This is a genomic window from Flavobacterium terrisoli (genome assembly GCF_030167905.1).
GTDB classification, from domain to species: Bacteria; Bacteroidota; Bacteroidia; order Flavobacteriales; family Flavobacteriaceae; genus Flavobacterium; species Flavobacterium terrisoli.
Map to the genome: position 1 here is coordinate 281,996 of NZ_JARGNA010000002.1, position 23,959 is coordinate 305,954.

Annotated in this window: 22 protein-coding genes and 1 tRNA gene; 14 read left to right on the forward strand and 9 right to left on the reverse strand. The window is 37.4% G+C overall.

The genetic code is table 11. The annotated features are described in order from the left end of the window. Positions 1-15 precede the first annotated feature (15 nt). Entirely contained in the window at positions 16-804 is a 789-nt protein-coding gene (locus tag P1K33_RS03255; protein ID WP_284651425.1) for a hypothetical protein, read from the reverse strand. Positions 805-1,034: 230 nt separating this feature from the next. On the opposite strand from P1K33_RS03255, the gene P1K33_RS03260 reads away from it, so the two are divergent. Further along, entirely contained in the window at positions 1,035-2,594 is a 1,560-nt protein-coding gene (locus P1K33_RS03260; protein ID WP_284651427.1) for a T9SS type A sorting domain-containing protein, read from the forward strand. A gap of 65 nt (positions 2,595-2,659) precedes the next feature. On the opposite strand, the gene alaS is transcribed toward P1K33_RS03260, so the two are convergent. Continuing rightward, positions 2,660-5,296: an alanine--tRNA ligase gene (gene alaS / locus P1K33_RS03265; RefSeq protein WP_284651429.1), complete on the reverse strand. Its 2,637-nt coding sequence runs from the start codon at positions 5,294-5,296 to the stop codon at positions 2,660-2,662. Between the two features lie 219 nt (positions 5,297-5,515). Between alaS and P1K33_RS03270 the strand changes: the two genes are divergently transcribed. The 5 genes from P1K33_RS03270 to P1K33_RS03290 all read left to right on the forward strand — a co-directional run bounded on the left by P1K33_RS03270 (position 5,516) and on the right by P1K33_RS03290 (position 8,746). Further along, positions 5,516-6,496, forward strand: a complete 981-nt coding sequence (locus P1K33_RS03270) for a M23 family metallopeptidase (protein ID WP_284651430.1) — start codon at positions 5,516-5,518, stop codon at positions 6,494-6,496. 21 nt (positions 6,497-6,517) lie between these two features. Further along, positions 6,518-6,850, forward strand: a complete 333-nt coding sequence (locus P1K33_RS03275; RefSeq protein ID WP_284651431.1) for a MerR family transcriptional regulator — start codon at positions 6,518-6,520, stop codon at positions 6,848-6,850. Positions 6,851-6,917: 67 nt separating this feature from the next. Continuing rightward, positions 6,918-7,499, forward strand: coding sequence for a LemA family protein (locus tag P1K33_RS03280; RefSeq protein ID WP_284651618.1), 582 nt, complete (start codon positions 6,918-6,920; stop codon positions 7,497-7,499). A gap of 9 nt (positions 7,500-7,508) precedes the next feature. Then, positions 7,509-7,949, forward strand: coding sequence for a TPM domain-containing protein (locus tag P1K33_RS03285; protein WP_284651432.1), 441 nt, complete (start codon positions 7,509-7,511; stop codon positions 7,947-7,949). Further along, entirely contained in the window at positions 7,946-8,746 is an 801-nt protein-coding gene (locus P1K33_RS03290; RefSeq protein ID WP_284651433.1) for a TPM domain-containing protein, read from the forward strand. The genes P1K33_RS03285 and P1K33_RS03290 overlap by 4 nt, the downstream gene beginning before the upstream one ends. A 75-nt stretch (positions 8,747-8,821) precedes the next feature. On the opposite strand, the gene P1K33_RS03295 is transcribed toward P1K33_RS03290, so the two are convergent. From P1K33_RS03295 to P1K33_RS03310, 4 genes are all read right to left on the reverse strand, one after another. Continuing rightward, positions 8,822-11,605 (reverse strand): outer membrane beta-barrel protein, encoded by a 2,784-nt coding sequence (locus tag P1K33_RS03295; RefSeq protein ID WP_284651434.1) that lies wholly within the window; start codon positions 11,603-11,605, stop codon positions 8,822-8,824. Between the two features lie 111 nt (positions 11,606-11,716). Next, positions 11,717-13,027 (reverse strand): ribosome biogenesis GTPase Der, encoded by a 1,311-nt coding sequence (gene der, locus P1K33_RS03300; RefSeq protein WP_284651435.1) that lies wholly within the window; start codon positions 13,025-13,027, stop codon positions 11,717-11,719. 122 nt (positions 13,028-13,149) lie between these two features. Then, positions 13,150-14,034 (reverse strand): GTPase Era, encoded by an 885-nt coding sequence (gene era / locus P1K33_RS03305; RefSeq protein WP_284651436.1) that lies wholly within the window; start codon positions 14,032-14,034, stop codon positions 13,150-13,152. Between the two features lie 77 nt (positions 14,035-14,111). After that, positions 14,112-14,184, reverse strand: a tRNA-Met gene (locus tag P1K33_RS03310). A 159-nt stretch (positions 14,185-14,343) separates the two neighbouring features. Here P1K33_RS03310 and P1K33_RS03315 point away from each other — a divergent pair. Beyond that, the gene (locus tag P1K33_RS03315) at positions 14,344-14,790 is read left to right on the forward strand and encodes a KTSC domain-containing protein (RefSeq protein ID WP_284651437.1); all 447 of its coding nucleotides are present in this window, start codon (positions 14,344-14,346) and stop codon (positions 14,788-14,790) included. A gap of 70 nt (positions 14,791-14,860) precedes the next feature. Here P1K33_RS03315 and P1K33_RS03320 read toward each other — a convergent pair whose 3' ends face one another. Continuing rightward, positions 14,861-15,715, reverse strand: a complete 855-nt coding sequence (locus P1K33_RS03320) for a leucine-rich repeat domain-containing protein (protein WP_284651438.1) — start codon at positions 15,713-15,715, stop codon at positions 14,861-14,863. Positions 15,716-15,930: 215 nt separating this feature from the next. On the opposite strand from P1K33_RS03320, the gene P1K33_RS03325 reads away from it, so the two are divergent. The 6 genes from P1K33_RS03325 to P1K33_RS03350 all read left to right on the forward strand — a co-directional run bounded on the left by P1K33_RS03325 (position 15,931) and on the right by P1K33_RS03350 (position 20,495). Next, on the forward strand, positions 15,931-16,413 hold the full coding sequence (locus P1K33_RS03325) for a DUF1761 domain-containing protein (RefSeq protein WP_284651439.1): 483 nt from the start codon (positions 15,931-15,933) through the stop codon (positions 16,411-16,413). Between the two features lie 56 nt (positions 16,414-16,469). Then, on the forward strand, positions 16,470-17,621 hold the full coding sequence (locus P1K33_RS03330; protein WP_284651440.1) for a peptidogalycan biosysnthesis protein: 1,152 nt from the start codon (positions 16,470-16,472) through the stop codon (positions 17,619-17,621). A gap of 29 nt (positions 17,622-17,650) precedes the next feature. Next, positions 17,651-18,850, forward strand: a complete 1,200-nt coding sequence (locus P1K33_RS03335) for a helix-turn-helix domain-containing protein (protein ID WP_284651441.1) — start codon at positions 17,651-17,653, stop codon at positions 18,848-18,850. Between the two features lie 121 nt (positions 18,851-18,971). Then, a complete protein-coding gene (locus P1K33_RS03340) occupies positions 18,972-19,637 on the forward strand; it encodes a GIN domain-containing protein (protein ID WP_284651442.1) in 666 nt (221 codons plus the stop codon). Between the two features lie 10 nt (positions 19,638-19,647). Then, complete coding sequence (locus tag P1K33_RS03345) at positions 19,648-20,136, forward strand: DoxX family protein (protein ID WP_284651443.1); 489 nt, start codon at positions 19,648-19,650, stop codon at positions 20,134-20,136. Further along, the gene (locus P1K33_RS03350; RefSeq protein ID WP_284651444.1) at positions 20,133-20,495 is read left to right on the forward strand and encodes a hypothetical protein; all 363 of its coding nucleotides are present in this window, start codon (positions 20,133-20,135) and stop codon (positions 20,493-20,495) included. Before P1K33_RS03345 ends, P1K33_RS03350 begins: the two co-directional genes overlap by 4 nt. A 29-nt stretch (positions 20,496-20,524) precedes the next feature. On the opposite strand, the gene P1K33_RS03355 is transcribed toward P1K33_RS03350, so the two are convergent. Continuing rightward, on the reverse strand, positions 20,525-22,432 hold the full coding sequence (locus P1K33_RS03355; RefSeq protein ID WP_284651445.1) for an ABC-F family ATP-binding cassette domain-containing protein: 1,908 nt from the start codon (positions 22,430-22,432) through the stop codon (positions 20,525-20,527). A gap of 66 nt (positions 22,433-22,498) precedes the next feature. Here P1K33_RS03355 and P1K33_RS03360 point away from each other — a divergent pair, with 66 nt between their 5' ends. After that, positions 22,499-22,882, forward strand: a complete 384-nt coding sequence (locus P1K33_RS03360; protein ID WP_284651446.1) for a DUF983 domain-containing protein — start codon at positions 22,499-22,501, stop codon at positions 22,880-22,882. On the opposite strand, the gene P1K33_RS03365 is transcribed toward P1K33_RS03360, so the two are convergent. After that, positions 22,872-23,915, reverse strand: coding sequence for an NAD(P)/FAD-dependent oxidoreductase (locus tag P1K33_RS03365; protein WP_284651447.1), 1,044 nt, complete (start codon positions 23,913-23,915; stop codon positions 22,872-22,874). The two genes, P1K33_RS03360 and P1K33_RS03365, sit on opposite strands and share 11 nt — an antisense overlap. Between the last annotated feature and the right edge of the window lie 44 nt (positions 23,916-23,959).

Here is a 23,959-nt window from a genome sequence, read left to right on the forward strand (position 1 = left end):
GTCGTTTGAAAAAGCTTATTCGTAGAAGTAAAGCGATTTCAAATGATTATCATTTCGAGGCCCAAAAACCGGGTAAGGTGAAAGGATTTCTGTTGGGTAACCGTTATTGTCGTATTGATAATTTCTCGCATACTGAATAGCCGAAGAAGTCGCTTGCTCTGTATCTAAATAGTTTACCGAATAAATTTCAATGTTTGAAGCAACATTATTCGCAGAAATGGTTGTAAAATGATCCAATAACTTACTGTAACCGGTGATACTGTTCAGTGGGTTTGTTTTGACATCATACACAAAGCTCACTTCTTGTTTATGCACTTCATTTGACACAGTATTGTCTAAAACTCTTTTGTCTTCCAAGGCGTTTTGCCCTTGAAAATACAATGTTCCATGGTAAACTAAAACCTCATTGTTGTTTGTGTCAAGAGTAATTTTTTCGTAAGAAACCGTTCCATCGGCATTGTGTACAAAATTCAATACATAATTCTCAGAACAGATTACTTTTGTCAATTCACCGTTGGTATAGATATAATCGAAAATGGTCAATTCCTGGTTTGGAATATCCATACTGTTAATTCTCGTAATCAATTCACCGGTATACTCGAAGGTTTCGTTTTTGGTTGGAGAAACGATAGATAAAATTTTGGTCCCGTCATAAGTCAAATGAGTCGTTTCAGAAGTACCATCTACATTTACCTCAATTAAGGTTCTCAATAATTGTTCCTCATTAATCTCATCATCGCTAGTACACGAAGTAACAGCTAAGACCAGAAAGGAAATCAAAAGATATTGAATAGCTTTTTTCATAGGTTAAAAGTATTTGTGGTAATTAATTACGGGGCAGTATTTAATTTCAAATCAAATGTATAGAAGTGAATCTCTAGCAAAAAAATCTTTCGATATACTGTTAAAAAATCTGTTGTTCTGCGCTTTTTGAGCATTTAAACAGCAATAAATTAAGAACTAAGAGCAGAGATCTTCAAAATTTAACAAATCAACAATTAAAATATTTTCTATTTTTATAGAAAATTTCTTAAATGAAAACACAACTACTTTTACTATTACTGCCATTGAGCATTTTAGGGCAAACGAATACCTGGACTTTTCCAATCCCTGCTAATTCAATTCATTACTCTATGGGAAGTTCAGCCCCAATAGTCCAAACTCCTGACAATGGGTACATTCTAAATTATTCCTATTCTTATCCCAATTGGGATGCGTCACCTGGTTATCAATCAACGATTATTAAAACGGATGCTAATTTTGTCTCGCTCTGGAGCAAGAATTTATATGGTGGAAACGGAAAGAAAACCATTGTATTAAATGATGGCACTTCGCTTTTTTTTACTGACACAGGTTCTTTGCTAAAGCTTGATCCTAATGGACAAATCCTTTTTTCTATTGGCAATTTCACCACTTATCCGGTTCGCTTAGCCATAAACGATGCTGAATTGATAGGCAATAACATCAAAGCAGTTGGTACCGTAAGTACCTACAATGGTTTTGGTTATGTCATATCTTCTACTCAGGTTATCATTGATTTCGACACCAATGGAAATGTACTGCAAACCTCTGTTTTAGAAGATGGCGGAGTCTCAGCATGGACAACTCCTACAAATATTTCTAAAGACAATTCGGGGAATTATTACATAACGGGCTACGCCTATGCCGATGGAAATTATATTTGCAAAATCAACTCCGCCAATATGGTCCTTTGGTCCAAAAGATTTAAACATATCAATAGCGGAAGCATTATAACCATTAACGATATCCTTCCTTTAGATACCGGTGATGTTTTACTGGCCGGTAACTTTTATAATTATTCTATCTCATTTGGCGGGCTTTATTTACACCGGTTATCATCCGCAGGTAATTCACTATCCGTCAAAACCACCAGTACTTATACCTCTGGTATTAACAATATTACACAACTTGCCGATGGCGATATTGTGGCAACAGGCTCAATGAGGGAAGATGACAATGCCTTCAATAAAACATTTAGCATGAGAATGAGCAGCAATGAAACCTTTTCATGGTTAAAACTTTATAATGATGGTTTTGGAATTAGCACTCCTTTCGTAAAAAGTGATAACAATTGGTATTACACCGCTTTCCACAATAACAATTTTGACAATAACAACCCCATTTTATTTAACACCGAAAACAACGGTACAACGACGTGTGCTAACGACAATATGAGTTTGACTTTTGACAATGTCACTTTGAATTTTAATTCGATTAACCTGACGATCACACCATCCTCTTCCTTATTGGAAACTCCGTCAACCTTAACTTTACCGGATACCGAACCCCAAACTTATGTTGAGGGATGTATCCCAAGGCTTCTTGGCCTTAATGAGTTTGAAAATAAAAGTCATTTGATGGTATATCCCAATCCTTCAACAGGCTTAGTGAATATACAATCGGATTCGAGTATCACAGTAGTTATGGTTTACAATGCTTTAGGTCAAAAAGTAAATGAATACCATTGTAATTCATTAGAAACAACAATTGATATCCAAAACCAAGGAATCTATTTCTTAACGATTGCCACGATCAACGGAATAGAAAAAACAAAAATCATCATTTCAAAATAAGAGACCAAACTCCAATAAAAAACCCTTTCAATTGAAAGGGTTTTTATTTATTAACTAAGAACAGCTTATTTTATATAATCAACTGCTTTTTCCAAAGCTTCTTTGATTCCGGCTACATTCTTTCCTCCGGCTGTGGCAAAGAACGGTTGTCCGCCGCCGCCGCCTTGAATGTATTTCCCCAATTCACGGACTACTTGTCCGGCGTTTAGGTTTTTCTCAGTCACCAATTCTTTGGAAATATAGCAGGTCAGCATTGGTTTGTCATCCTCAGCAGTAGCCAAAACGAGGAATAAGTTCGTTCCTAAATTCCCCAATTCATAAGCCAAGTCTTTAGCACCTTCCGGATTCAAATCAACTTGAGTCGCTAAGAATTTTACGCCATTGATTTCCTGCAATTGAGCAGCCAATTCGCCTTTTAGGTTTTTGGCTTTTTCTTTCAACAGTTGTTCAATTTGCTTTTTAAGTTTGGCGTTTTCGTCTTGTAACGAAACCACAGCTTTGATTGTGTCCTGAGGGTTTTTCAAGGTTTCTTTAATCGATGCCAAAGCGTTTTCCTGTTGGTTAAAGAAATCTTTTACTGCATCACCGGTAATCGCTTCAACACGACGGATTCCAGCCGCTACAGCGCCTTCAGACACCATTTTGAAATGCCAGATGTCGGCAGTATTTTTCACATGGATTCCACCACACAATTCTTTGCTGTCGCCAAATTCAATCATGCGGACATTGTCGCCATATTTTTCCCCGAACAATGCCATCGCACCTTGTGCCATCGCCTGTTGGATTGGAATACTTCTGTGTTCTACCAATGGCAATTGCTCTTCTATTCTCGCATTGACAAAAGCTTCCACTTTCTGGATTTCCTCATCGGTTACTTTGCTGAAATGCGAAAAGTCAAAACGCAAATGATTTGGATTAACCAAAGATCCTTTTTGTTCCACATGCGTTCCCAAAATCGTTCTCAAACCCAAATGCATCAAGTGAGTTGCCGTATGATTTTTAGACGTTGCTGTTCTTAAATCGGTATTCACTTTGGCCACAAAAGCCGCAGTTACATTTTCAGGCAATTGTTTCGCAAAATGCAAAATCAGGTTATTTTCTTTCTTGGTGTCAATGATGTCAATGGTTTCATTAGCCGAAACTAAAGTTCCTTTGTCACCTACCTGTCCACCGCCTTCCGGATAGAATGGCGTATTGTCTAAAACGATTTGGTATAAAATACCATCTTTTTTACTGTCTACTTTACGAATACGGGTAATTTTAACTTCATTCTCCGTTTGGTCATATCCTACGAAAGTTTCCACATTCCCCGGAATTAAAACTTTCCAATCCTCGGTTGAAACTTCCGAAGCGGCACGCGAACGGTCTTTTTGTTTTTTCAATTCGGCATCAAATTCCGATTCGTTAAACGAATAGCCTTTTTCTTTTAAAATCAAAGCGGTCAAATCTTTCGGGAATCCGAAAGTATCATACAATTCAAATACTTTCTCGCCTTTTACTTCTTTTCCGGAAGTTTCGGCTACGACTTTATCCAACAATTGCAATCCTTGGTCTAACGTTCTCAGGAAAGACGCCTCTTCCTCGCGGATTACATTGGTCACCAATTGTTGTTGGGTTTTGATTTCAGGGAAGAATTCACCCATTTGGTCTGCCAAAACAGCAACCAATTTATTGATGAATGGTTCTTTGGTATTCAAAAACGTAAAACCATAACGAATCGCACGACGCAAAATCCTGCGGATGACATAACCTGCACCGGTATTGGATGGCAATTGACCATCAGCAATAGCAAAAGCTACGGCACGAACGTGATCCACAATTACGCGAATCGCGATATTGGTTTTGTTTTGTTCCTCGCTTATATTTTTTACTTCATTCGAAGTATATTTTAATCCTGTGATTTCTTCAATTTTGGCAATCAGTGGTGTGAACACATCGGTGTCGTAATTGGATGTTACCTTTTGCATCGCCATACACAAACGTTCAAATCCCATCCCGGTATCTACGTGTTGTGCCGGTAATTTTTCCAACGAACCATCAGCCTTACGGTTGAATTCCATGAATACGTTGTTCCAGATTTCCACTACCTGCGGATGATCGGCGTTGACCAAACTTCTTCCCGATACCGCTGCTCTTTCGGCATCGGTTCTTAAATCGATATGGATTTCCGAACATGGCCCACACGGACCTTGGTCACCCATTTCCCAGAAGTTATCTTTTTTATTTCCAAGGATGATTCTGTCTTCGGGAACGTATTGTTTCCAAATATCCCAAGCTTCCTGATCGAATGGAACATTCTCCTCAGGATTGCCTTCAAACACGGAAACGTACAAACGATCTTTGTCCAATTTCAATACTTCGGTCAGGAATTCCCAAGCCCAGGCCAACGCTTCTTTTTTGAAGTAATCGCCAAAGGACCAGTTGCCCAACATTTCGAACATGGTATGGTGGTACGTATCAAAACCTACATCTTCCAAATCGTTGTGTTTTCCGGATACACGAAGACATTTTTGCGTGTCGGCGATACGTGGACTTTTGGGTGTCCCGTTTCCTAGAAAGTATTCCTTGAACTGCGCCATACCCGAGTTGTTGAACATCAGGGTTGGATCGTCTTTTAGGACGATTGGAGCTGAAGGCACAATTAAGTGGCCTTTGCTTTCAAAGAATTGTAAATACGCTTTTCGAATGTCTTGTGATTTCATTTTTTGTGTTAATTCGGTTAACTGGTGATTTGGTTATTTGTGATTTGGGTTGTCTGCGATTTGGTTTATTTTCAAATAACCGAATCCACAAATAACCAAATCCACTTTATAATGTTTCGCTCATGAAATAAATTTACATTATGATTGAAACATTTGCTAAATTTGTTCGTATAACCATTGTTTTCTTAAAACAAGCACAAAAATAGTATAAAATAAAAGATGGCGAAAAAAGTAAAGTATTATTTCGATACCGAAAGTTTGGCTTACCGAAAAATAAAGCCAAAACTATCCAAGAAACTGGGTTACATCGGGTTGTTTTTACTTGCATCAGGTTTATTTGGATTTTTGTGTTTTGTGGTTTTACTGAATAGTTCCTATTTAGAAACTCCCAAAGACAGATTACAGGCGCGCGAAATTGAAACAATGAAATTACGCTATTCCATTTTAAACAAAAAAATTGATCAGGTTGAGGAAGTTTTAGCTGATGTGGAAGACCGCGACAATAATATTTACAGGGCTTATTTTAATACCTCGCCTATTCCGACAGAGCAAAGAAAAGCAGGTTTTGGCGGTGTTAACCGTTATAGAGAATTGGAAGGTTTTGACAATTCGGAGTTGGTGATTAACACTTCCAAACGAGTAGATGTGATTTCCAAAGAATTGGCAATCCAATCCAAATCGTTGGATGAAATTTTGAAATTGGCCAAAGAGAAAAATAAATTGCTATCAGCAATTCCGGCGATACAACCCATAAAAAATGAACAAATGAAACGAATTGCTTCTGGTTTTGGTTACCGAAGCGATCCGTTTACCAAAGTGCGAAAAATGCACGAAGGCATGGATTTTACGGCTAAAACGGGAACACCCATTTATGCCACAGGCGATGGAATCGTTAAAAATGCTGACAATTCAAAATCGGGTTATGGTAACCACATTGAAATTATGCATGGTTATGGCTATCTGACTTTGTATGGACATTTGAGCAAATACAAAGTAAGACGAGGACAACGTGTAAAACGTGGTGATGTGATTGGGTATGTTGGCAGTACCGGCCGAAGTGAAGCGCCACATTTGCATTATGAAGTACACAAAGATGGCAAAGTCGTGAATCCGATTAATTTTTATTACGGAAACATCTCGGCTGCGGAATATACCGTTATTTCGAAGTTAGCTAATCAGGAAAATCAATCATTGGATTAATCCAACAAAAATACAGACACTATGCATATAGAGTTAAAAGAAGGAAAGAGATATTACAGCATTGGCGAAGTGGCCAAAGCTTTTAATGTGAACGCTTCGTTGATTCGTTTTTGGGACAAGGAATTTGACATTCTGAAACCCAAGAAAAATGCGAAAGGCAATCGAATGTTCACGCCTGAAGATGTAAAAAACCTACAGCTGATTTATCATTTGGTCAAAGAAAGAGGATTTACCCTCGATGGCGCGAAGACGCATTTGAAAGAAGGCCAAAAGAAAACGTTGGACAAGTTTGAAATCATCAGCAAACTGGAAACGGTAAAAGCACAATTGATGAATATCAAAAGCCAACTTTAGAAAACAAATTGTAACAATTGAAATAAATAAAAACTAATAACAAAAACTAAAAATAGAAAACATGGACATTAAAAGATTTTTACCTTGGATTATCGGAATTGGTTTAATTTTAATCATCGCTTTTTGGGTGGTTGGTGTAATGAACACCGGATTGCGAAAAGATCAGGCTGTCAATAAAGAATGGGGAAATGTAAATACGGCGTATCAAAGAAGAAATGATTTGATTGGTAATTTGGTAAATACGGTTAAAGGATATGCAGAACACGAAAAAACAACATTAACTGCAGTTATTGAAGCCAGAGCTAAAGCTACTGCTGTTAGTATTGATCCTGCGAATGTCACTCCGGAGCAATTAGCGGCATTTAATCAAGCCCAAAGCGGAGTTTCATCATCATTATCAAGATTGTTAGTCTCAGTAGAGCAATATCCAAATTTAAAAGCCGATCAAAGCTTCTTAAAACTACAAGACGAATTGGCCAGCACAGAAAACCAAATTTTAACCGCCAGAACCCGTTTCAATGAAGCCGTTCAGGACTATAACGGTTATGTATTGGCAATGCCACAAAGCATGTTCTTAGGCAAATACAAAGAAAAACCATATTTCAAAGCCGTAGAAGGTGCTGACAAACCGGTAGAAGTAAAATTCTAATTGACTGCCATGTCTAAAGTAGAAGATTTTTTAACCAAAGAAGAAGAGCTGGAAATTGTTGAAGCTATTCGCGTGGCCGAAAAAAATACTTCCGGTGAAATTAGAGTGCATATAGAAAAAACTACTTCCATCGATGCGTTCGATCGTGCGATGGAAGTTTTCCATTTATTGAAAATGGATGAAACCGAGTTGAAAAACGGTGTGTTGATTTACCTTGCCGTCAAGGACAAACATTTTGTGATTTGTGGCGATAAAGGCATTAATGATTTGGTTCCGAATGATTTTTGGGATTGCACCCGTGATGTGATGGAAAAGAATTTCAAAGAACACAATTACAAACAAGGTCTTGTGGAAGGCATACTCAGAGCCGGAGAACAATTACAAAAATATTTTCCATATCAAGATGGTGACAGGGATGAATTATCTAACGAAATATCAAGAGGAGAATGAAATATAATATCACTATTCGCGTTTTCCTGAAACTCATCGTTTGTCTTTGTGTTACTCAGCTCAGTTTTGCCCAATACACAATTCCGGAAGTGCCTAAATTTCAAACTTCGGTCTATGATTATGCGAAAGTTTTGAGTCCGGAAGAAAAAACACAACTGGAAGAAAAACTCGTTCGGTATTCCGACAGTACTTCAACCCAAATTGTAGTGATCACCATCGAAAGCCTTCAAGGTGAAGACATCGGAATCCTGACACCAAGATGGGGACAAGAATGGGGAATTGGCGGAAGTAAAGAAAATGACAATGGTGTGGTCATTCTTTTGGCGAAAGCCGAAAGAAAAATTTGGATTTCTCCGGGTTACGGATTGGAAGACAGATTAACCGCAGGAATCGGTGGAGAAATCACCCGAAATATTATCATTCCTGAGTTTAAAGCAGGAAGTTACTACCGAGGCTTAGACAAGGGTGCTGATGCGCTTTTTGATGTCTTTAAAGGCAAATACAAAGGCGAAAGAAAGAACAATAAAAAAAATGGAGGAATCCCGATTTTACCAATCATCATCATAGTCTTTGTGATTATTTTCATCATTGCCAAAAACAAAAACAACGGCGGTAATTCCGGTGGTCGTGGCGGCGGACTTGACTTAGCGGATATTATCATCCTGAGCAGTCTGGGTCGCGGTGGCGGTGGATTTGGTGGAGGTTCTTCCGGTGGAGGAAGTTTTGGCGGCGGCGGATTCGGTGGCGGATTTGGCGGTGGCGGATTTTCCGGCGGTGGTTCCGGTGGAAGTTGGTAGTTCAGATTAAAGTCCGCAATAGCAGTCGACAGATTTATAAAGAAAAAGCCCGGTCAATTAACCGGGCTTTTTTTATTAATCCATTATCATAATGCCGCCTTCTCCTTTTTTCTTTCCGGCAAACTTTTCGAGTTTGTAGGTCAGTGAGAACATGACGTAACGTTTCAATACTGTATTTTCCGCATCAACAATGGCGGTTGGTGTAATGGTTCTGGTGCTGTTTTGGTTTTGGTTAAGCAAATCATACACTTTTACTTTGGCTAAAAATTGGTCTTTGAAAAAGTTATAGCCCAAACTCACATTCCACAAATAAAAATCTTTCTTGAAACCATCAGCGATGTTTGAATTATAAGTGTAACCGAAATCACTTCCCAAAACAACTTTCTTTGGCACATAAGAAGTAATTTCCAATTTGGCATTATGGGTGAAATTTTGTGCTTTACTAATTACGTAATTCTCATAGCTTGACGTATTCAAATTATAACGATATGAAGGCGAAATGGTGATTAAGTCATCAATGCTCCATGTCAAATTGGCTTTTGGATTGACTGATAATGTTCGGGATTCATATTGCACGGCATTGGTCAAACCTTGATTGAAACCATAATTAAAATTCACGCCCAAACCATAACGAAATGTTCGTTTCTCTTTTTTATCGGATTTGCTCCAGTTCATCCCCAAATAAGAACTATAACCTAAATCAACATTCTGATAAGTGGTTGTTGATTTAAAATTGTCGTCAAAAACGGTTGAAGAAACCACGTCATTCGTACTCAAATCAAATCCGGAATACAAATAATACCCAGAACGTGTGGCATGGTCATAATCGTTAAAACTAAAGTACAGATTATGCGTTTGGGTTGGTTTCAGATTCTCATTTCCTATAACGGTATTCAAAGGATTGGAAAGGTCTTCAAAGGCCAAAACTTTATTGGCTTCGGGCAACTGAACACCATAATCATAGAAGGTATAGATTGATTTTGATTTATTGAATCGGTGACTCAAATAACCTTTGACTCTTGGCATCACATAATTTCGGTCTCTGTTGGTTGTCACGCCCAAATAGTTGGATTGCGCATCAAAGTTGATAAATTCCGGACCAAAATTGATTCGTCCATTGGTTTTGCTTTTGGCCAAAATGATTCCGGTGGAAGGAAAGAAAGTAGACGTTTTTGAATTGATTTTGTTCGACTGTTCGTCATTAAAATCATCATAAGCATTGGTTCCGTTATCAAAATCAAAAGTATTGGCTTGGTTGTTTATTTTTCTAAAAGTCACTTCCGAGGTCAGGCTCAATCGAAGTGAATCGGTTAAAGGTTCACCAAACCTGACTTCTAATTTCGCAAAATCATTTTTGTTTTTTTCAAACCGGTTTTGCTGTCTGATGTCATCAGGCGTGGCATCGGCAAATAAAGTAGCCGAATTGGTATTCAAAAAATTATCTTTTCGCTGAATCTCTGTATTGAAATTGATACTCAATCCTCTGTTTTTTCTTTTAAATCTTTTATTAAAATTGGCATCCGCACCAAAAGTAGCATTGTCATTTTCGGAATAATCATCGTTGTTACTGCTGTTCAATTCATTCAGAGCTTCATCGGTTGTCGTTTGGGTTCTTGTATAACGATTGGTAATTTTCTGTTTTGCAAACCTCGGATTAATATAAAGCGAAGTCGTTGAATCTATCGCAATCTCAAAATCCGCGCTCAAACTATGACCGTTGCTTCCGGTCTTGGAAAACGAATTAGAATTGGTAAATGTTCGGCTATCAGGCAAAAGATTGATTCTGTTGGTTCGGTTGTTGTTTTCTGTTTCGGAATTCGAAAAATAATAACTGCTATTGGTATCGACCTTTTTAAGCCATTTGTCCTGATAATTAAGTCCAATCATATTTGACTTGGTGATACCGCTTCCTGTGCCGCCAAAACTCATATTATTAATCCCGAAACTACCGTCATCATTATAGTAAACCGACATATTCCTGCCGCCACCCATATTGTCAAAAATCTCATCCATCGAGAAACCGACGGAGTTAATATTATTAGCGGAACCAAGAACACTTATTTTTCTTTCGCCTTTAAAATAGTTCATCAAAATACTCGACTCATACCGCTTATCCGAACCGGTTCCGGCAGTAACTTTCCCAAAGAAACCTTTGTTTTTATCTTCCTGTATGGTCAGATTGATGGTTTTTTCTTTAGAACCCGAACTTTCTCCGGAGATTTCTTCGGCTTTGGTCTTTGTATCCACAACCTGAACTTTATCAATGATGTCGGCAGGAAGATTTTGAGTGGCGATTTTACCATCTTTTCCAAAGAATGGTTTTCCGTTAACCAGGATGTTATTCACTTCCTGTCCGTTGACCGTGATTTTGCCTTCGGGTGTGATTTCGACTCCGGGTAATTGTTTGAGCAAGGCTTCCACATTGGCGTCGGCACCAACCTTAAAAGACGCGGCGTTAAATTCGAGTGTGTCTTTTTTTATTCTGATTGGTGGAATTTCAGATTTGATTACGACTTCATTAAGCTGATTGACTGCTTCTTTCATCCCGATAGTTCCAAAATCTCTATCGGCATCCAAAGTCACTTTATCTTCTTTAAAATCCTGATAGCTGACATAGGAAACCTTAAGATAAACCGGCTTGTCCATCTTTTTGATTTTGAAATTAAATCCGCCGAGTTTATTGGTAATGGTATAATCAACAACCGAAGAATCTTTGACAGAGGTCAGGTAAACAGTGGCAGATTCTATGGGTAATTTGGTGTTTTCATCAACAACTTTCCCTTTGAGGGTAATGGTTGATTGTGCAAAAGTCATAGAGGTAATAAAAAGTGCTAGGAATAAATAGAGCGATTTGGGCATAAAAAAAATTTAGCTGTTAATATTGGTTAGAGACAATAATAACGGCTAAATTCTTATTTTAGTATGTAAAGTGAAAATTTCTTACGAAAAGTTTAACACTTTAAATCTACTTTACTTTTCTCTGATGTAAATATCAATCGGAACGCCTGAGAAATCCCAGTTTTCACGGATTTTATTTTCCAGGAAACGTTTGTATGGCTCTTTTACATATTGCGGCAAATTGGCAAAAAACACAAACTGAGGCGTTGGCGTAGGCAACTGCATACAATATTTGATTTTTACATATTTTCCTTTTAATGCCGGTGGTGGATAAGCTTCAATCAATTTCAACATAAAGTCGTTGAATTTGGATGTCGGGATGCGTTGTTTTCTGTTTTCGTAAACCTTAACGGTTTCTTCCAGGGCTTTCAGCAAACGTTGTTTGGTTAATGCCGAAGTAAAGATGATTGGCACATCGGTAAACGGTTGCAATTCTTCACGGATTTTGGCTTCGTAATCACGGGTTGACATGGTATCTTTTTCAACCAAATCCCATTTGTTTACCAAAATGATGACGCCTTTTCGGTTCTTTTCGGCCAACCAAAAAATACTTTGATCCTGTCCTTCAAAACCGCGGGTTGCATCAATCAAAAGAATACAAACATCAGAATGCTCAATCGCACGTACCGAACGCATTACGGAGTAAAACTCTAAATCTTCTTTTACTTTCGCTTTTCTGCGGATTCCCGCAGTATCCACCAAATTGAATTCGAAACCAAAACGATTGTATCTTGTGTCGATTGAATCTCTAGTTGTTCCGGCAATATCAGTTACCACAAATCGGTCTTCCCCGATTAAGGCATTGATGAAAGATGATTTTCCGGCATTCGGACGACCAACTACACAGAATCTTGGGAGTTGCTCTTCATCTTCTGAAACTTCAGGCAATTCAGGTAAAACTTCTACCAATTTATCTAGTAATTCACCTGTTCCGCTTCCGCTGATACTGGCGATTGTAAAATATTCACCTAAACCTAAATTATAAAATTCGATAGCGTCTTTTTCACGCATCGCGTTGTCTACTTTATTCACCGCCAAAAGGATTGGCTTGGTCACTTTTCTTAGCAATTTGGCTACTTCAGCATCCATCGGCGTAATGCCTTCTTCTACATCAACCACAAAAATAATCGCATCGGCTTCATCAATTGCCAATTCTACCTGACGACGGATTTCGCCTTCAAAGATATCATCAGAACCTTTGATGTAACCACCGGTATCAATTACAGAAAACTCCTTTCCATTCCATTCGCTCTTTCCGTAATTTCGGTCACGAGTCACACCGCTCACCGAGTCAACAATGGCTTCTCTTCTCTTGATTAATCGATTGAAGAAGGTTGATTTCCCTACGTTAGGTCTTCCTACTATGGCTACAATATTGTTCATGCGTTTTTTTAATTTTTTGCAAAAGTACGTATAAAAGTTGGTTATAGAGTTACTGAGTAGCTAAGTTACTGAGTAACTGAGTTCCAAAGTCACAAAATAGTCTTTGTTCGTTACGCTCGGCCTTATTTCTGATTGTATCCGAAACGACGCAATTGATAAGCATTGCTTCTCCAGTCTTTGTTGACTTTTACGTAAAGTTCTATGTGGATTTGTTTCCCAAAGAATTTCTCCAAGTCTTCGCGCGATTGCATTCCGACTTTCTTTAGCGCTGCGCCTTTGTGTCCAATGATGATTCCTTTTTGAGTATCTCGTTCCACCATAATGACAGAACGGATTCGGATGATTTTCTCATCTTCCAAAAATTCTTCGGTTTCTATTTCTACTGCGTATGGGATTTCTTTGTCGTAATTCAATAGGATTTTTTCACGGATGGTTTCGTTGACAAAGAAACGTTCGGGTTTATCGGTCAAAGCATCTTTTGGATAATAAGGTGGCGAAACCGGAAGCAAGTCCAAAATTCGGGCGAATACTTCTTTTACATTGAAATTCTCCAAAGCAGAGATTGGGAAAATCTCGGCATTTGGGACTTTCGCTTTCCACAAATCGATTTGTTCTTCCAGTTGTTCCTGGTTGGATTTGTCTATTTTGTTCAACAACAGCAATACCGGAATTTTAGAATGGATGATTTTATTAAAAAAGTCTTCGTCTTTTAATTCCTTTTCCCCTATTTCAACCATATAAATCAATACATCAGCATCTTCAAAAGCGGATTTCACAAAGTCCATCATTGATTTCTGCATTTCGTAAGCCGGTTTGATAATCCCCGGAGTATCCGAAAGCACGACTTGGAAATCTTCACCATTCACAATCCCTAAAATTCTGTGGCGCGTGGTTTGCGCTTTGGAAGTGATGATGGATAATCTTTCCCCAACAAAGGCATTCATTAAAGTTGATTTCCCTACGTTTGGATTTCCGATGATGTTGACGAAGCCTGCTTTGTGTTCCATAATTGAGAGTTGGAAACAGGATTAGTACTAGAACGAAACAAAAAAACCACTCAAATAATGAGTGGTTTTGAGTCTAGTAGCGGGAACAGGACTCGAACCTGTGACCTTCGGGTTATGAGCCCGACGAGCTGCCTACTGCTCTATCCCGCGCTGTTTCGAGTGCAAATATACAACGAAAATTGAGACTCACAAGTTATTTAAACTAAAAAATAAGTTAATTTTCAAATGACTATCCATATATCTAAAGTAAAGAACTACTTTTGCAAAAAATTTAAAAACCCTAAAGGGTTACCTTTCAGCCATATGAACATGAAAAAAATTGTCGAGTACAGAGCATTGCTCGGCGTTTCCAAGACAGCTACTTTAAAAGAGCTGAAAACCATTTACCGAAACAGCATGAAGGATTGTCATCCGGATGCGATATCAGATGATGAAGAGCGTCATTTGGCAGAAGAAAGAAGTAAAGAGATTATTGCGGCTTATCACTTTTTGGTAAGTATCGCTCCTGAAACTTTGGAAAAAGACAAAGAAGAATACACCCGAATCACTACCAGTACCAATATTGCTGATTTCTACTATGAGAACAGTGTTTTATACATCACGTTTCTGGACGGGAATTCTTTTGAATACTTTGGTGTTTTAAGACCAATTTTTATCAAAATGGTCAATGCCGAATCCCCAAGTCGTTTTGCCCGAAGACACATTTACAACGAATACATTTACCGCAGTGCTTCTAAATTAGTTGCCGCAGAATAAACCACAAAAAAGAAGGTCTCAGTTAAAAAACTGAGACCTTCTTCTCTAAAAACAACCAATACAAAACATATTATTCATCAGCAGCAAAAGCTGAGTTTTTATCTATACTTACTTTTAAAGTAGTAGCAACACCTTGCTCATTCACCATAGTCATATTCAAAGTATCCAATTTGGCCAGGTTTCTTGAAACAAAACCATTGAACATATTGTAGGAGATATTCATTTCTTTCAGGTTTTGTAACTTCTCTAAATCAAATGGTACTTGTCCATCCATTTTGTTTTCAAACAAACTTAATGTCTCTAAAGAAGAAAGATTAGACACTTCTTTTTCTAATTTACCCGTTAATTTATTGCTGTTTAACAATAACACTTTTAAAGATTTTAACTGGTAGTATGATGCCGGAATTGCTCCTTCGATTTCATTGTTGAATAAGGAAAGGGTTTCCAATTTTAACAAAGATCCAATGCTCACAGGTAAAACACCGGTCAGTCTGTTCATGTGCATTTCAATTGATTTCAATTGAGTAGCACCGCCTAAAGTTTCAGGTAAAGCACCAGACACTTTATTGAAAGCCACATTTAGCTTAGTCAAACTTTTTAGGTTTCCTATGGATGCAGGCAAAACACCTGAAATGTCATTTCTGAATAAATTCAAAACCTCTAATGAAGTCAAATCACCTATTTCTGTTGGCAATTCCCCAACGAGGTTATTGTTCATCAATTTGATTCCGACAACTTTATCATTTTTGATTTCAACACCATACCAAGTCGTGGTTGGCGATTTTAAATCCCATTTATTGGTCCACTGCGAACCTTTGGTCGCTTTGTATAATTTGATCAAAGCGTTTTTTTCTGTTGAAGATATTTCTGCAAAGACTGAGGTCGAAACCAACAGCACTGCTACATAGGTAAAAATAGATTTCATATCACTTAGATTTGAGGTTAATGACGAAGTAAAACTATAAGAATGTTCGTTTAAAAACAAATTTAATCGATGAAATGCATTTTACATTTATTTTTTTATATATTTATCTTACAAATGTGTTAAAATTTAACAATCTGAGGCATTTTAAAAGCACTTGATAATGAATTAAAAATATTTTATACATTTGGTACTCTAACCAATTAAAAATAAACATTATGCCATTTAATTTTTACGCAGTACTTGTTGCCTCACTTGCAACATTATTAGTTGGGTTTGTATGGTACAACCCAAAAGTTTTCGGAACCATCTGGATGAATGAAACCGGAATGACCGAAGAAAAAGCCAAACAATCCAACATGATGAAAGTTTTCGGATTGACCATTTTTTACTCATTAATGTTGGCCTTTATTATGCCAGCACTTGTTGTTCATCAAATGGGTGCCTTAGGAATGATTGGAGGAGATCCTACAATTGCCAAGCCGTCTTACGAAGCTTTTTTGGCAGATTATGGGGATGCTTTCCGCACTTACAAACATGGTGCTTTACACGGGTTTATGTCGGGATTGTTCTTGGCACTTCCAATTACGGCTATCAATGGTTTGTTTGAGCAAAAATCATGGAAATACATATTGGTCAATGCCGGTTATTGGATGGTTTCATTGACCATTATGGGTGCTATCATCTGTGGCTGGAAATAAATTAACATTTAATTATAAACATATCGCTCTACATTTGTGGAGCGATTTTTTTTACCTTGGATACACATTCATTTAAAATCTATTCCTCAACAGTACAACTTCCCGAAACCTGGGACAAGGTTGCGCATGAGAATGTTTTCCTGCAAACCCATTATTTAAAAGTCCTGGAAGATTCGGCACCAACCAATATGCAATGCTTTTATATTGGGATTTTTGAAAAATCAGAATTGATAGGTGTTGCGCTGGCGCAATATCTGAATCTGAACAAACTGGAATCATTTGGGGAAAGAGACCAATGCTTCAAAACCTATATCCGTAATTTTGTCTTTAAAAACTTTGCTTCCCATGTTCTATTCCTTGGGAATAATATGATTACCGGGCAAAACGGTTATGAGTTTGTCAAGAACATCGATTATAAAGACATCGGGGATTTATTGCTGGAATGTGCCAATGCCATTACCCAATATTTCAAGGAACAAAAAATCAAAATCCACATTGTTTCCTTTAAGGATTTCTATCAACATTGCGCAGGTGAATTGAAGAAACATCAATTTTCGGGTATCTACGAATTTAATACACAGCCCAATATGATTTTTGACTTGAATGCCAATTGGCAAACCAATGAAGATTATATTGCTGCTTTTACCAAAAAGTACCGTGACCAATACAAACGCTCGCATAAAAAAGCCGAAGGCATTACAACCAAGGAATTATCCTTTGACGATATCCTTACGAATGAACAACGCATTTATGAATTGTATCATCATGTTGCCAAAAATGCACCCTTCAATACTTTTTTCTTAGCCAAGAATCATTTCTCAACGTTTAAACAGCAATGTGGTGACGGATTTAAATTGGTTGGCTATTTCTTAAATGAAAAACTGGTCGGGTTTCACACCCTGTTGCTCAACGGAGAAGTTTTGGAAACCTATTTCCTCGGCTACGACGAACAAGTGCAGAAAGAGAAAATGCTGTATCTGAACATGTTGTATAACATGACTAAATTTGGCATTGAAAACCAATTCAAAAAAATCATCTTTGGAAGAACCGCTTTGGAAATTAAGAGTTCCATCGGTGCTGAACCCGTTTTCATGTCGGGATTCATTTACCATACCAATAAATGGATCAATAAATTAATGTCGAAAATATTCCCGCAATTGGAACCAACTTTGGTTTGGCAGCAACGACATCCTTTTAAAGAAAGTTAAACTTTCCTATCTTTAACCAAATTTGAGGTATGCTTTTCCAATTTGGTTTTTATTCTTCACTCCTGCTTATTTCGTTTTCACAAGGAATAATCTACAGCGTTTTACTTTTGGCAAAAGCCATCAAAACGGAAAATAAGCCGAATTACTGGTTAAGTCTGTTTATCTTTTTATGCAGCTTGTATATTGCGCCTTGGATGTTGGGTTTTGCTGGTTGGTATGACAATCAACCTTATCGGGATATTCTTTTTTATACACCATTTCAACATCTATTTTTAATCGGACCAGTTATTTTCTTTTACACGCAAAGCTTACTGAATGCTAATTTTTCATTGGATAAAAAAAAAATATTACACTTTATTCCCGGTATTGCTTATCTATTGTATATCGCCATTCTTTGGGTTTATGACAAATTCATCGTACATGAATATTATTTCTATCAAAATGGCTTAGACAAAGATTTTGATTATTGGTACCAAAAAACAGGATTGGTTTCCATGATTGTTTACTTTGTTTTAAGCATTCGGTATTACAACAATTACAGCAAGCTGATTTATCAAGTCGTAAGTTTTGCCGATAGTGTTTTATTTAGATGGATCAAAACCTATTTGTGTGCTTTTTTAATCATGCTTTTGCTGCCGGTAGTTTTTGATATTATTGCTATTTTTCAACCTGAAATAGAAAGCTACACCGGCACTTGGTGGTTCTTTTTGTTTTTCTCCATCATCATGTATTACATCGCTATTACAGGATACTCAAATCCTATAGTTACTAAAATTCCGTTTGAAATATCGGTTTTCCCCAATCAACCGGCTTTGCTGGTGCAATCCAACAAAAGTGAAGAAGTAATTATCGATATTGAACAGGAAACATTTCTCAAACAAGAATCACCGGAAACCTCAATTTGGAAAAATAAAATAGCAACCTTAATTGCCGAAGAAAAGCTCTATCAAAATCCGGAGCTTACCTTAACCGATTTGGCTAAAAAATTAGAAACCAATGCCTCAATAATTTCCAAAACTATCAATCAAAGTTTTGGATTGAACTTTAATGACTTTATCAACCAATACCGAATCAATGCTGTCAAAAAAGCATTTGACGCGGGTGAACATAAAAAGTCAACCTTACTGGGCATTGCTTTTGACTGTGGTTTTAATTCGAAAGCCACTTTTAATAGAGCTTTCAAAAAAAACACCGGGCTTTCACCTAAAGAATTTATAGAAAAGCCATAATCTCAGTATTCAAAACACTTCCCGTTTGTTTTTAATTGGTCTCAAATTATAATTTGAAGCGATTGGTTATACTTGATAGTGCAATTTTGTTGCTATACAAAACCATAAAAACATCTTATTTATGAAAACAATTCTAATAACCACGGCGATGATATTATCCTCCATATTGTCATCAGCACAACTGAAAGGTTCCGGAAAAACAATTGCCAAAACCTATGATTTTAAAAACTTTGACAAAGTTTATTTCGAAAACTTAGCCGGAAAACTGGAAGTCGAAATCGGGAAACCTTTTAGTGTTTCAGTAACTTTAGATGACAATCTGATTGATATTTTTTCAATTACAGAAAACCCAGCTGAATATGAACTCACACTAAGTTTCAAAGACAATCAAAACAATAAAAAATACATTGAAAACACCAATTGTAAAATCAAAATTACCATGCCAGAAGCTTCTGTCATTAAAAACATAGGGAATAGTAATTTAATCATAAAAAACATAATCGGACGTTATTTCAGAATAGAAAATACCGGAAACGGCGACACTTCAATTAGTGGTTCGATAGATAGTTTAGACATCATTAAAAGCGGCAATGGCAATATTGATTCCGGAAAACTTACAGCTAAAAAAGCAGATATCAAAAACACAGGCAATGGTGATGTGATTGTTAATGCTACCGAAGATCTTACGGCTATACTAAACGGAAATGGTGATGTCAAAAACATCGGCAAAGCCAAATTCGACAGCAACTCCAGAAAAACCGGTAACGGAGATTTTATTTACAAATAAAATTTAAAAAATGAAACTACTCTCTCAACTTACAAAACCGGTTTTATTACCACATTGGACACAAGATTTACTATTGGCTATTCCAAGAATTGTTTGTGGCTATTTATTAACTGTTGAATTTGGAGCGGCAAAATTTGGTTTGCCTTGGTCTCCTTCCGATAATAATTTAGACTTTTTTGAAGTCGCTTTTTGGTTCCCAAATGACGTGGCCGAATATGGTGGGATATTTGCCTTAGCTCCTGCTTTCTTTGCCTGGATGGGCGCTTTTAGCGAAGCTATTGGCGGGATTTTCTTATTGCTTGGCTTTCTAACTCGAATAGCGTCATTTTTGATAATCAGCACGATGGTAGTTGCCATCTTTATGCAACAAATCCAGAATGGTTTATGGAATTGTTTACCTGCGATGGGTTTCCTTTGGGTTGGATTATTTTATATGGTATCAGGTTCAGGCAGATTTGGAATAGATTATTTATTTACTCATAAAACCATTCGATTATGAAATCAAATATAACGCCTACCCTGATAGTACTTTACTTATTGCTGAACAGTTGTGTCCAAAAATCATTCAACCGCATTGTAGTTGTTACCCTCGATGTTTCAAAAGTAAAAGATATTCAATCTGTTGGAATTCGAGGAAACGGAAAACCACTGAATTGGGAAATAGATTATCCAATGCAGGAAATGGTAAAAGACAGTTTGTACAAAGCCATTATCATTACCAATACCGGTTATTTTTTTACTGAAGTTAAATGCACCGTAAACAGCAATTTTGAACTGCAAGACAAGCCCAACAGACGCATTGTTTTTGATACTAAAAAAGATACCACTTATGTCCATCTTATTTTTGACAAAGAATAAAAAAGAGTTCCTGTCGGAACTCTTTAAAACTATAAATTGTCGATCTCGCCTTGAACCACTTCCCAGTCTTCGAGCAGTTTGTCTAATTCTGATTTCTTTTTGTTGTAAGCCGTAAAGAAGTTGGCATTCTCGATGTGTTTGTCATAATTGGAAGCCAATTCCTTATCATCGTTCTGAATGTCGATTTCCAGTTGTTTGATTTGGCTTTCGATTTTGCTCAGACGGTTTTGCAGCGATTTACTTTTCTTTTGGTCTTCATAAGAAAGGTTTTTAGCAGAAGTTGATTTCGTTTCAACAACTACGTCTTTCTTTTCAATTTCACGCATATTATTGGCGTTGCGTTGTTCCAGGAAGTAATTAATATCGCCCAGATATTCCTTTATTTTCTGGTCTTTGAATTCGTAAACGATGTTTGACATTCCCTGAAGAAAATCCCTATCGTGCGAAACCAACAGCAAAGTTCCTTCATATTTCTGCAAAGCGGCTTTCAAAACATTCTTCGATTTGATATCGAGGTGATTCGTTGGCTCATCCATCAGCAAGACGTTAATCGGTTGCAATAATAATTTACACAACGCCAAACGGTTTCTTTCACCTCCGGAAAGCACTTTGACTTTCTTTTCCACATCATCGCCTCGGAATAAAAATGAACCCAGCATATCTCGTACTTTTGAGCGATTGGTATCGGTAGCGGCATTGGTCATCGTTTCCAATAACGTAATTTCTCCGTCTAAATATTCGGCTTGGTTTTGGGCAAAATAACCGACTTGTACATTATGACCGAGTTTGATGCTTCCGTCATATTTGAATTCGTTTACAATCGCCTTAATTAACGTTGATTTTCCCTGACCATTCTGACCAACGAAAGCAATTTTACTTCCTCTTTCCACCAAAAGTGAAATGTCTTTTAAAACGGTTTTATCGCCATAGGCTTTGGACACGTGTTCGGCTTCAATCACCACTCTTCCCGGCGTCATGGAAACCGGAAACGAAATATTCATTACGGAATTGTCATCTTCATCGACTTCAATTCGTTCCACTTTATCCAATTTCTTAATCAACGATTGCGCCATCGAAGCTTTAGAGGCTTTGGCACGGAACTTTTCGATTAACTTTTCAGTTTCTTCAATTTTCTTGGCTTGGTTCTTTTGGGTGGCCAATTGTTTTTCGCGGATTTCTTCGCGCAACACTAAATATTGAGAATACGGTTTATTGAAATCATAAGCTTTCCCAAGGGAAATTTCGATAGTTCTGTTGGTCACATTGTCCAAAAACATCTTATCGTGGGATACAATTACCACAACTCCCGGAAAGTTTCTCAGGAAACCTTCGAGCCAAATGATACTTTCGATATCCAGGTGATTCGTCGGCTCATCCAGTAAAAGGATGTCATTGGATTGCAATAACAATTTGGCCAACTCAATACGCATACGCCATCCGCCCGAAAAAGTATCGGTTTGATTTTCGAAATCTTCTCTTTTGAAACCTAAGCCTAAAAGAATTTTCTCAGTATCGCCTACATAATTATAGCCGCCTAAAATCTCATAATGATGCGTCACATCACTCAATTGCTCAATCAAATCGGAATAAGCCTGACTTTCATAATCGGTGCGCGTCGCCAATTGGTGATTGATTTCGTCTATTTTTAATTCGGCATATTTAATTTCTTCAAAAGCCTGATAGGCTTCTTCCAAAACGGTTCTTCCTTTTTCAAAATCAATATCCTGACGAAGGAATCCTAATTTCACTTCCTTTTCAGTGGCAATCTGTCCGCTATCGGGTTTGAAATCGCCGGCTAAAATTTTAAGCATAGTCGATTTTCCGGCGCCGTTTTTCCCTACCAATCCTACTCTGTCGCCCGAACCCAATCGAAAAGTAACCTCTTCAAAAAGATACGTACCACCAAACGAAACCGATAAATTGTGTATGTTTAACATAATGATTTTTTGTAAAAATGATATCGAAAGAACTGTAATCAGTACCTTTATCGAAATTTTTTGCAAATGTTAAAAAAAGGATCCAAACTAAATAGCATTTTAACAGGAACTTGTCCGAGATGTCAGGAAGAAAGCATGTATCAGGACAAAAACCCCTTCAATCTTAAAAATATCTACACGATGCATGAAAAATGCAGTCACTGTGGATTACAATATCAGATTGAGCCATCCTTTTTTTACGGCGCGATGTATGTGAGTTATGCCTTGACCGTTGCGATTGGAGTAGCCGCTTTTATTTTGGCAAAAGTGATTATCGGAATGAATTTATTAAACTCATTTGTGGCCATCATTGTAGCCTTGATTGCTTTGATGCCCATTACTGCCCGACTTTCCAGAAATATCTATATCAATATTTTTGTGCATTATGACAAGAATGCGGTTAAAAAATAGGACATCTTTTAATGTCAATGGTCTTATCCAAAGGTTTTCCGTTTTCGATATGGTCATATAAATCCAACGCCATTGCCGGTGCCAGCATTACGCCACGCGTGCCGAGCCCGTTGAGAATATGCAGATTCTTATGCAAATGGTGCGTCCCTAAAAGTGGCCTTCTGTCTTTGACCGTTGGACGAACTCCGGCAAAATGCTCAATAATTTCAAAATCACAGGTTAGTATTTCTTTGATTCGGTCAACGAGTTCTTGTTTGCCTTCGGCTGTTGGCAAATCGGTTTTGTCATCCCAGTTATAGGTAGCGCCAACCTTAAACAGGTTATTGCCCAAAGGCAAAATAAATACGCTTGTGTTAACAATCACATCCAAATCTAAATCGGGCGCTTTGATGATAAATAATTCGCCTTTAGTGCCATCGAGTGGCAAATATTTAAAAAACGGATTAGCATGCATCCCAAAGCCTTCTGCGAAGACAATATGTTTGACCTTTAGATCCTGATACTCTAAATGGGTTTCCAAAACATTCAACTCAGCGTAAGCAAAAGAATCCTCAGACAATAAACCGAGCTCTTTCAAATAAGCCTGATACTGATTGAGTAATACGGCGGTATCAACATAACCAGTATGCAACACTTCGCCATAACCGAAAGGAGAATCGATGGCGGAATACTTTTTATGCACTATTTCAGTAGAAAGAAATGGAGATAAATTAGGCTTGTCCGAAGCAGCGAACCAATTGTTTTGCTCTTCTACAGAAAAAAACTTTCGATAAATAGGCATTTTAAAATCGACCTGAGTATTGAGTTTAGCCTCAATTCTTTTATAAAAAACCTCGGCCAATTCCAATTGCTCATTGGCCTTCCAAACCTGGCTGAATCTTTTTAGAATTACCGGGTTGTACAAACCTCCGGCAATCATAGTCGACTTTTGGGAATGATTGTCAAAAACCACAAAAGATTTATTGTTCTGCAAAAGTGTCTCTGCAAAAGCAATCCCGGCCAATCCCGAACCTACAATGATATAATCAAGCATATTGTAAACTAAAAAAAACTCTCACCGTAAAGATGAGAGTTTTT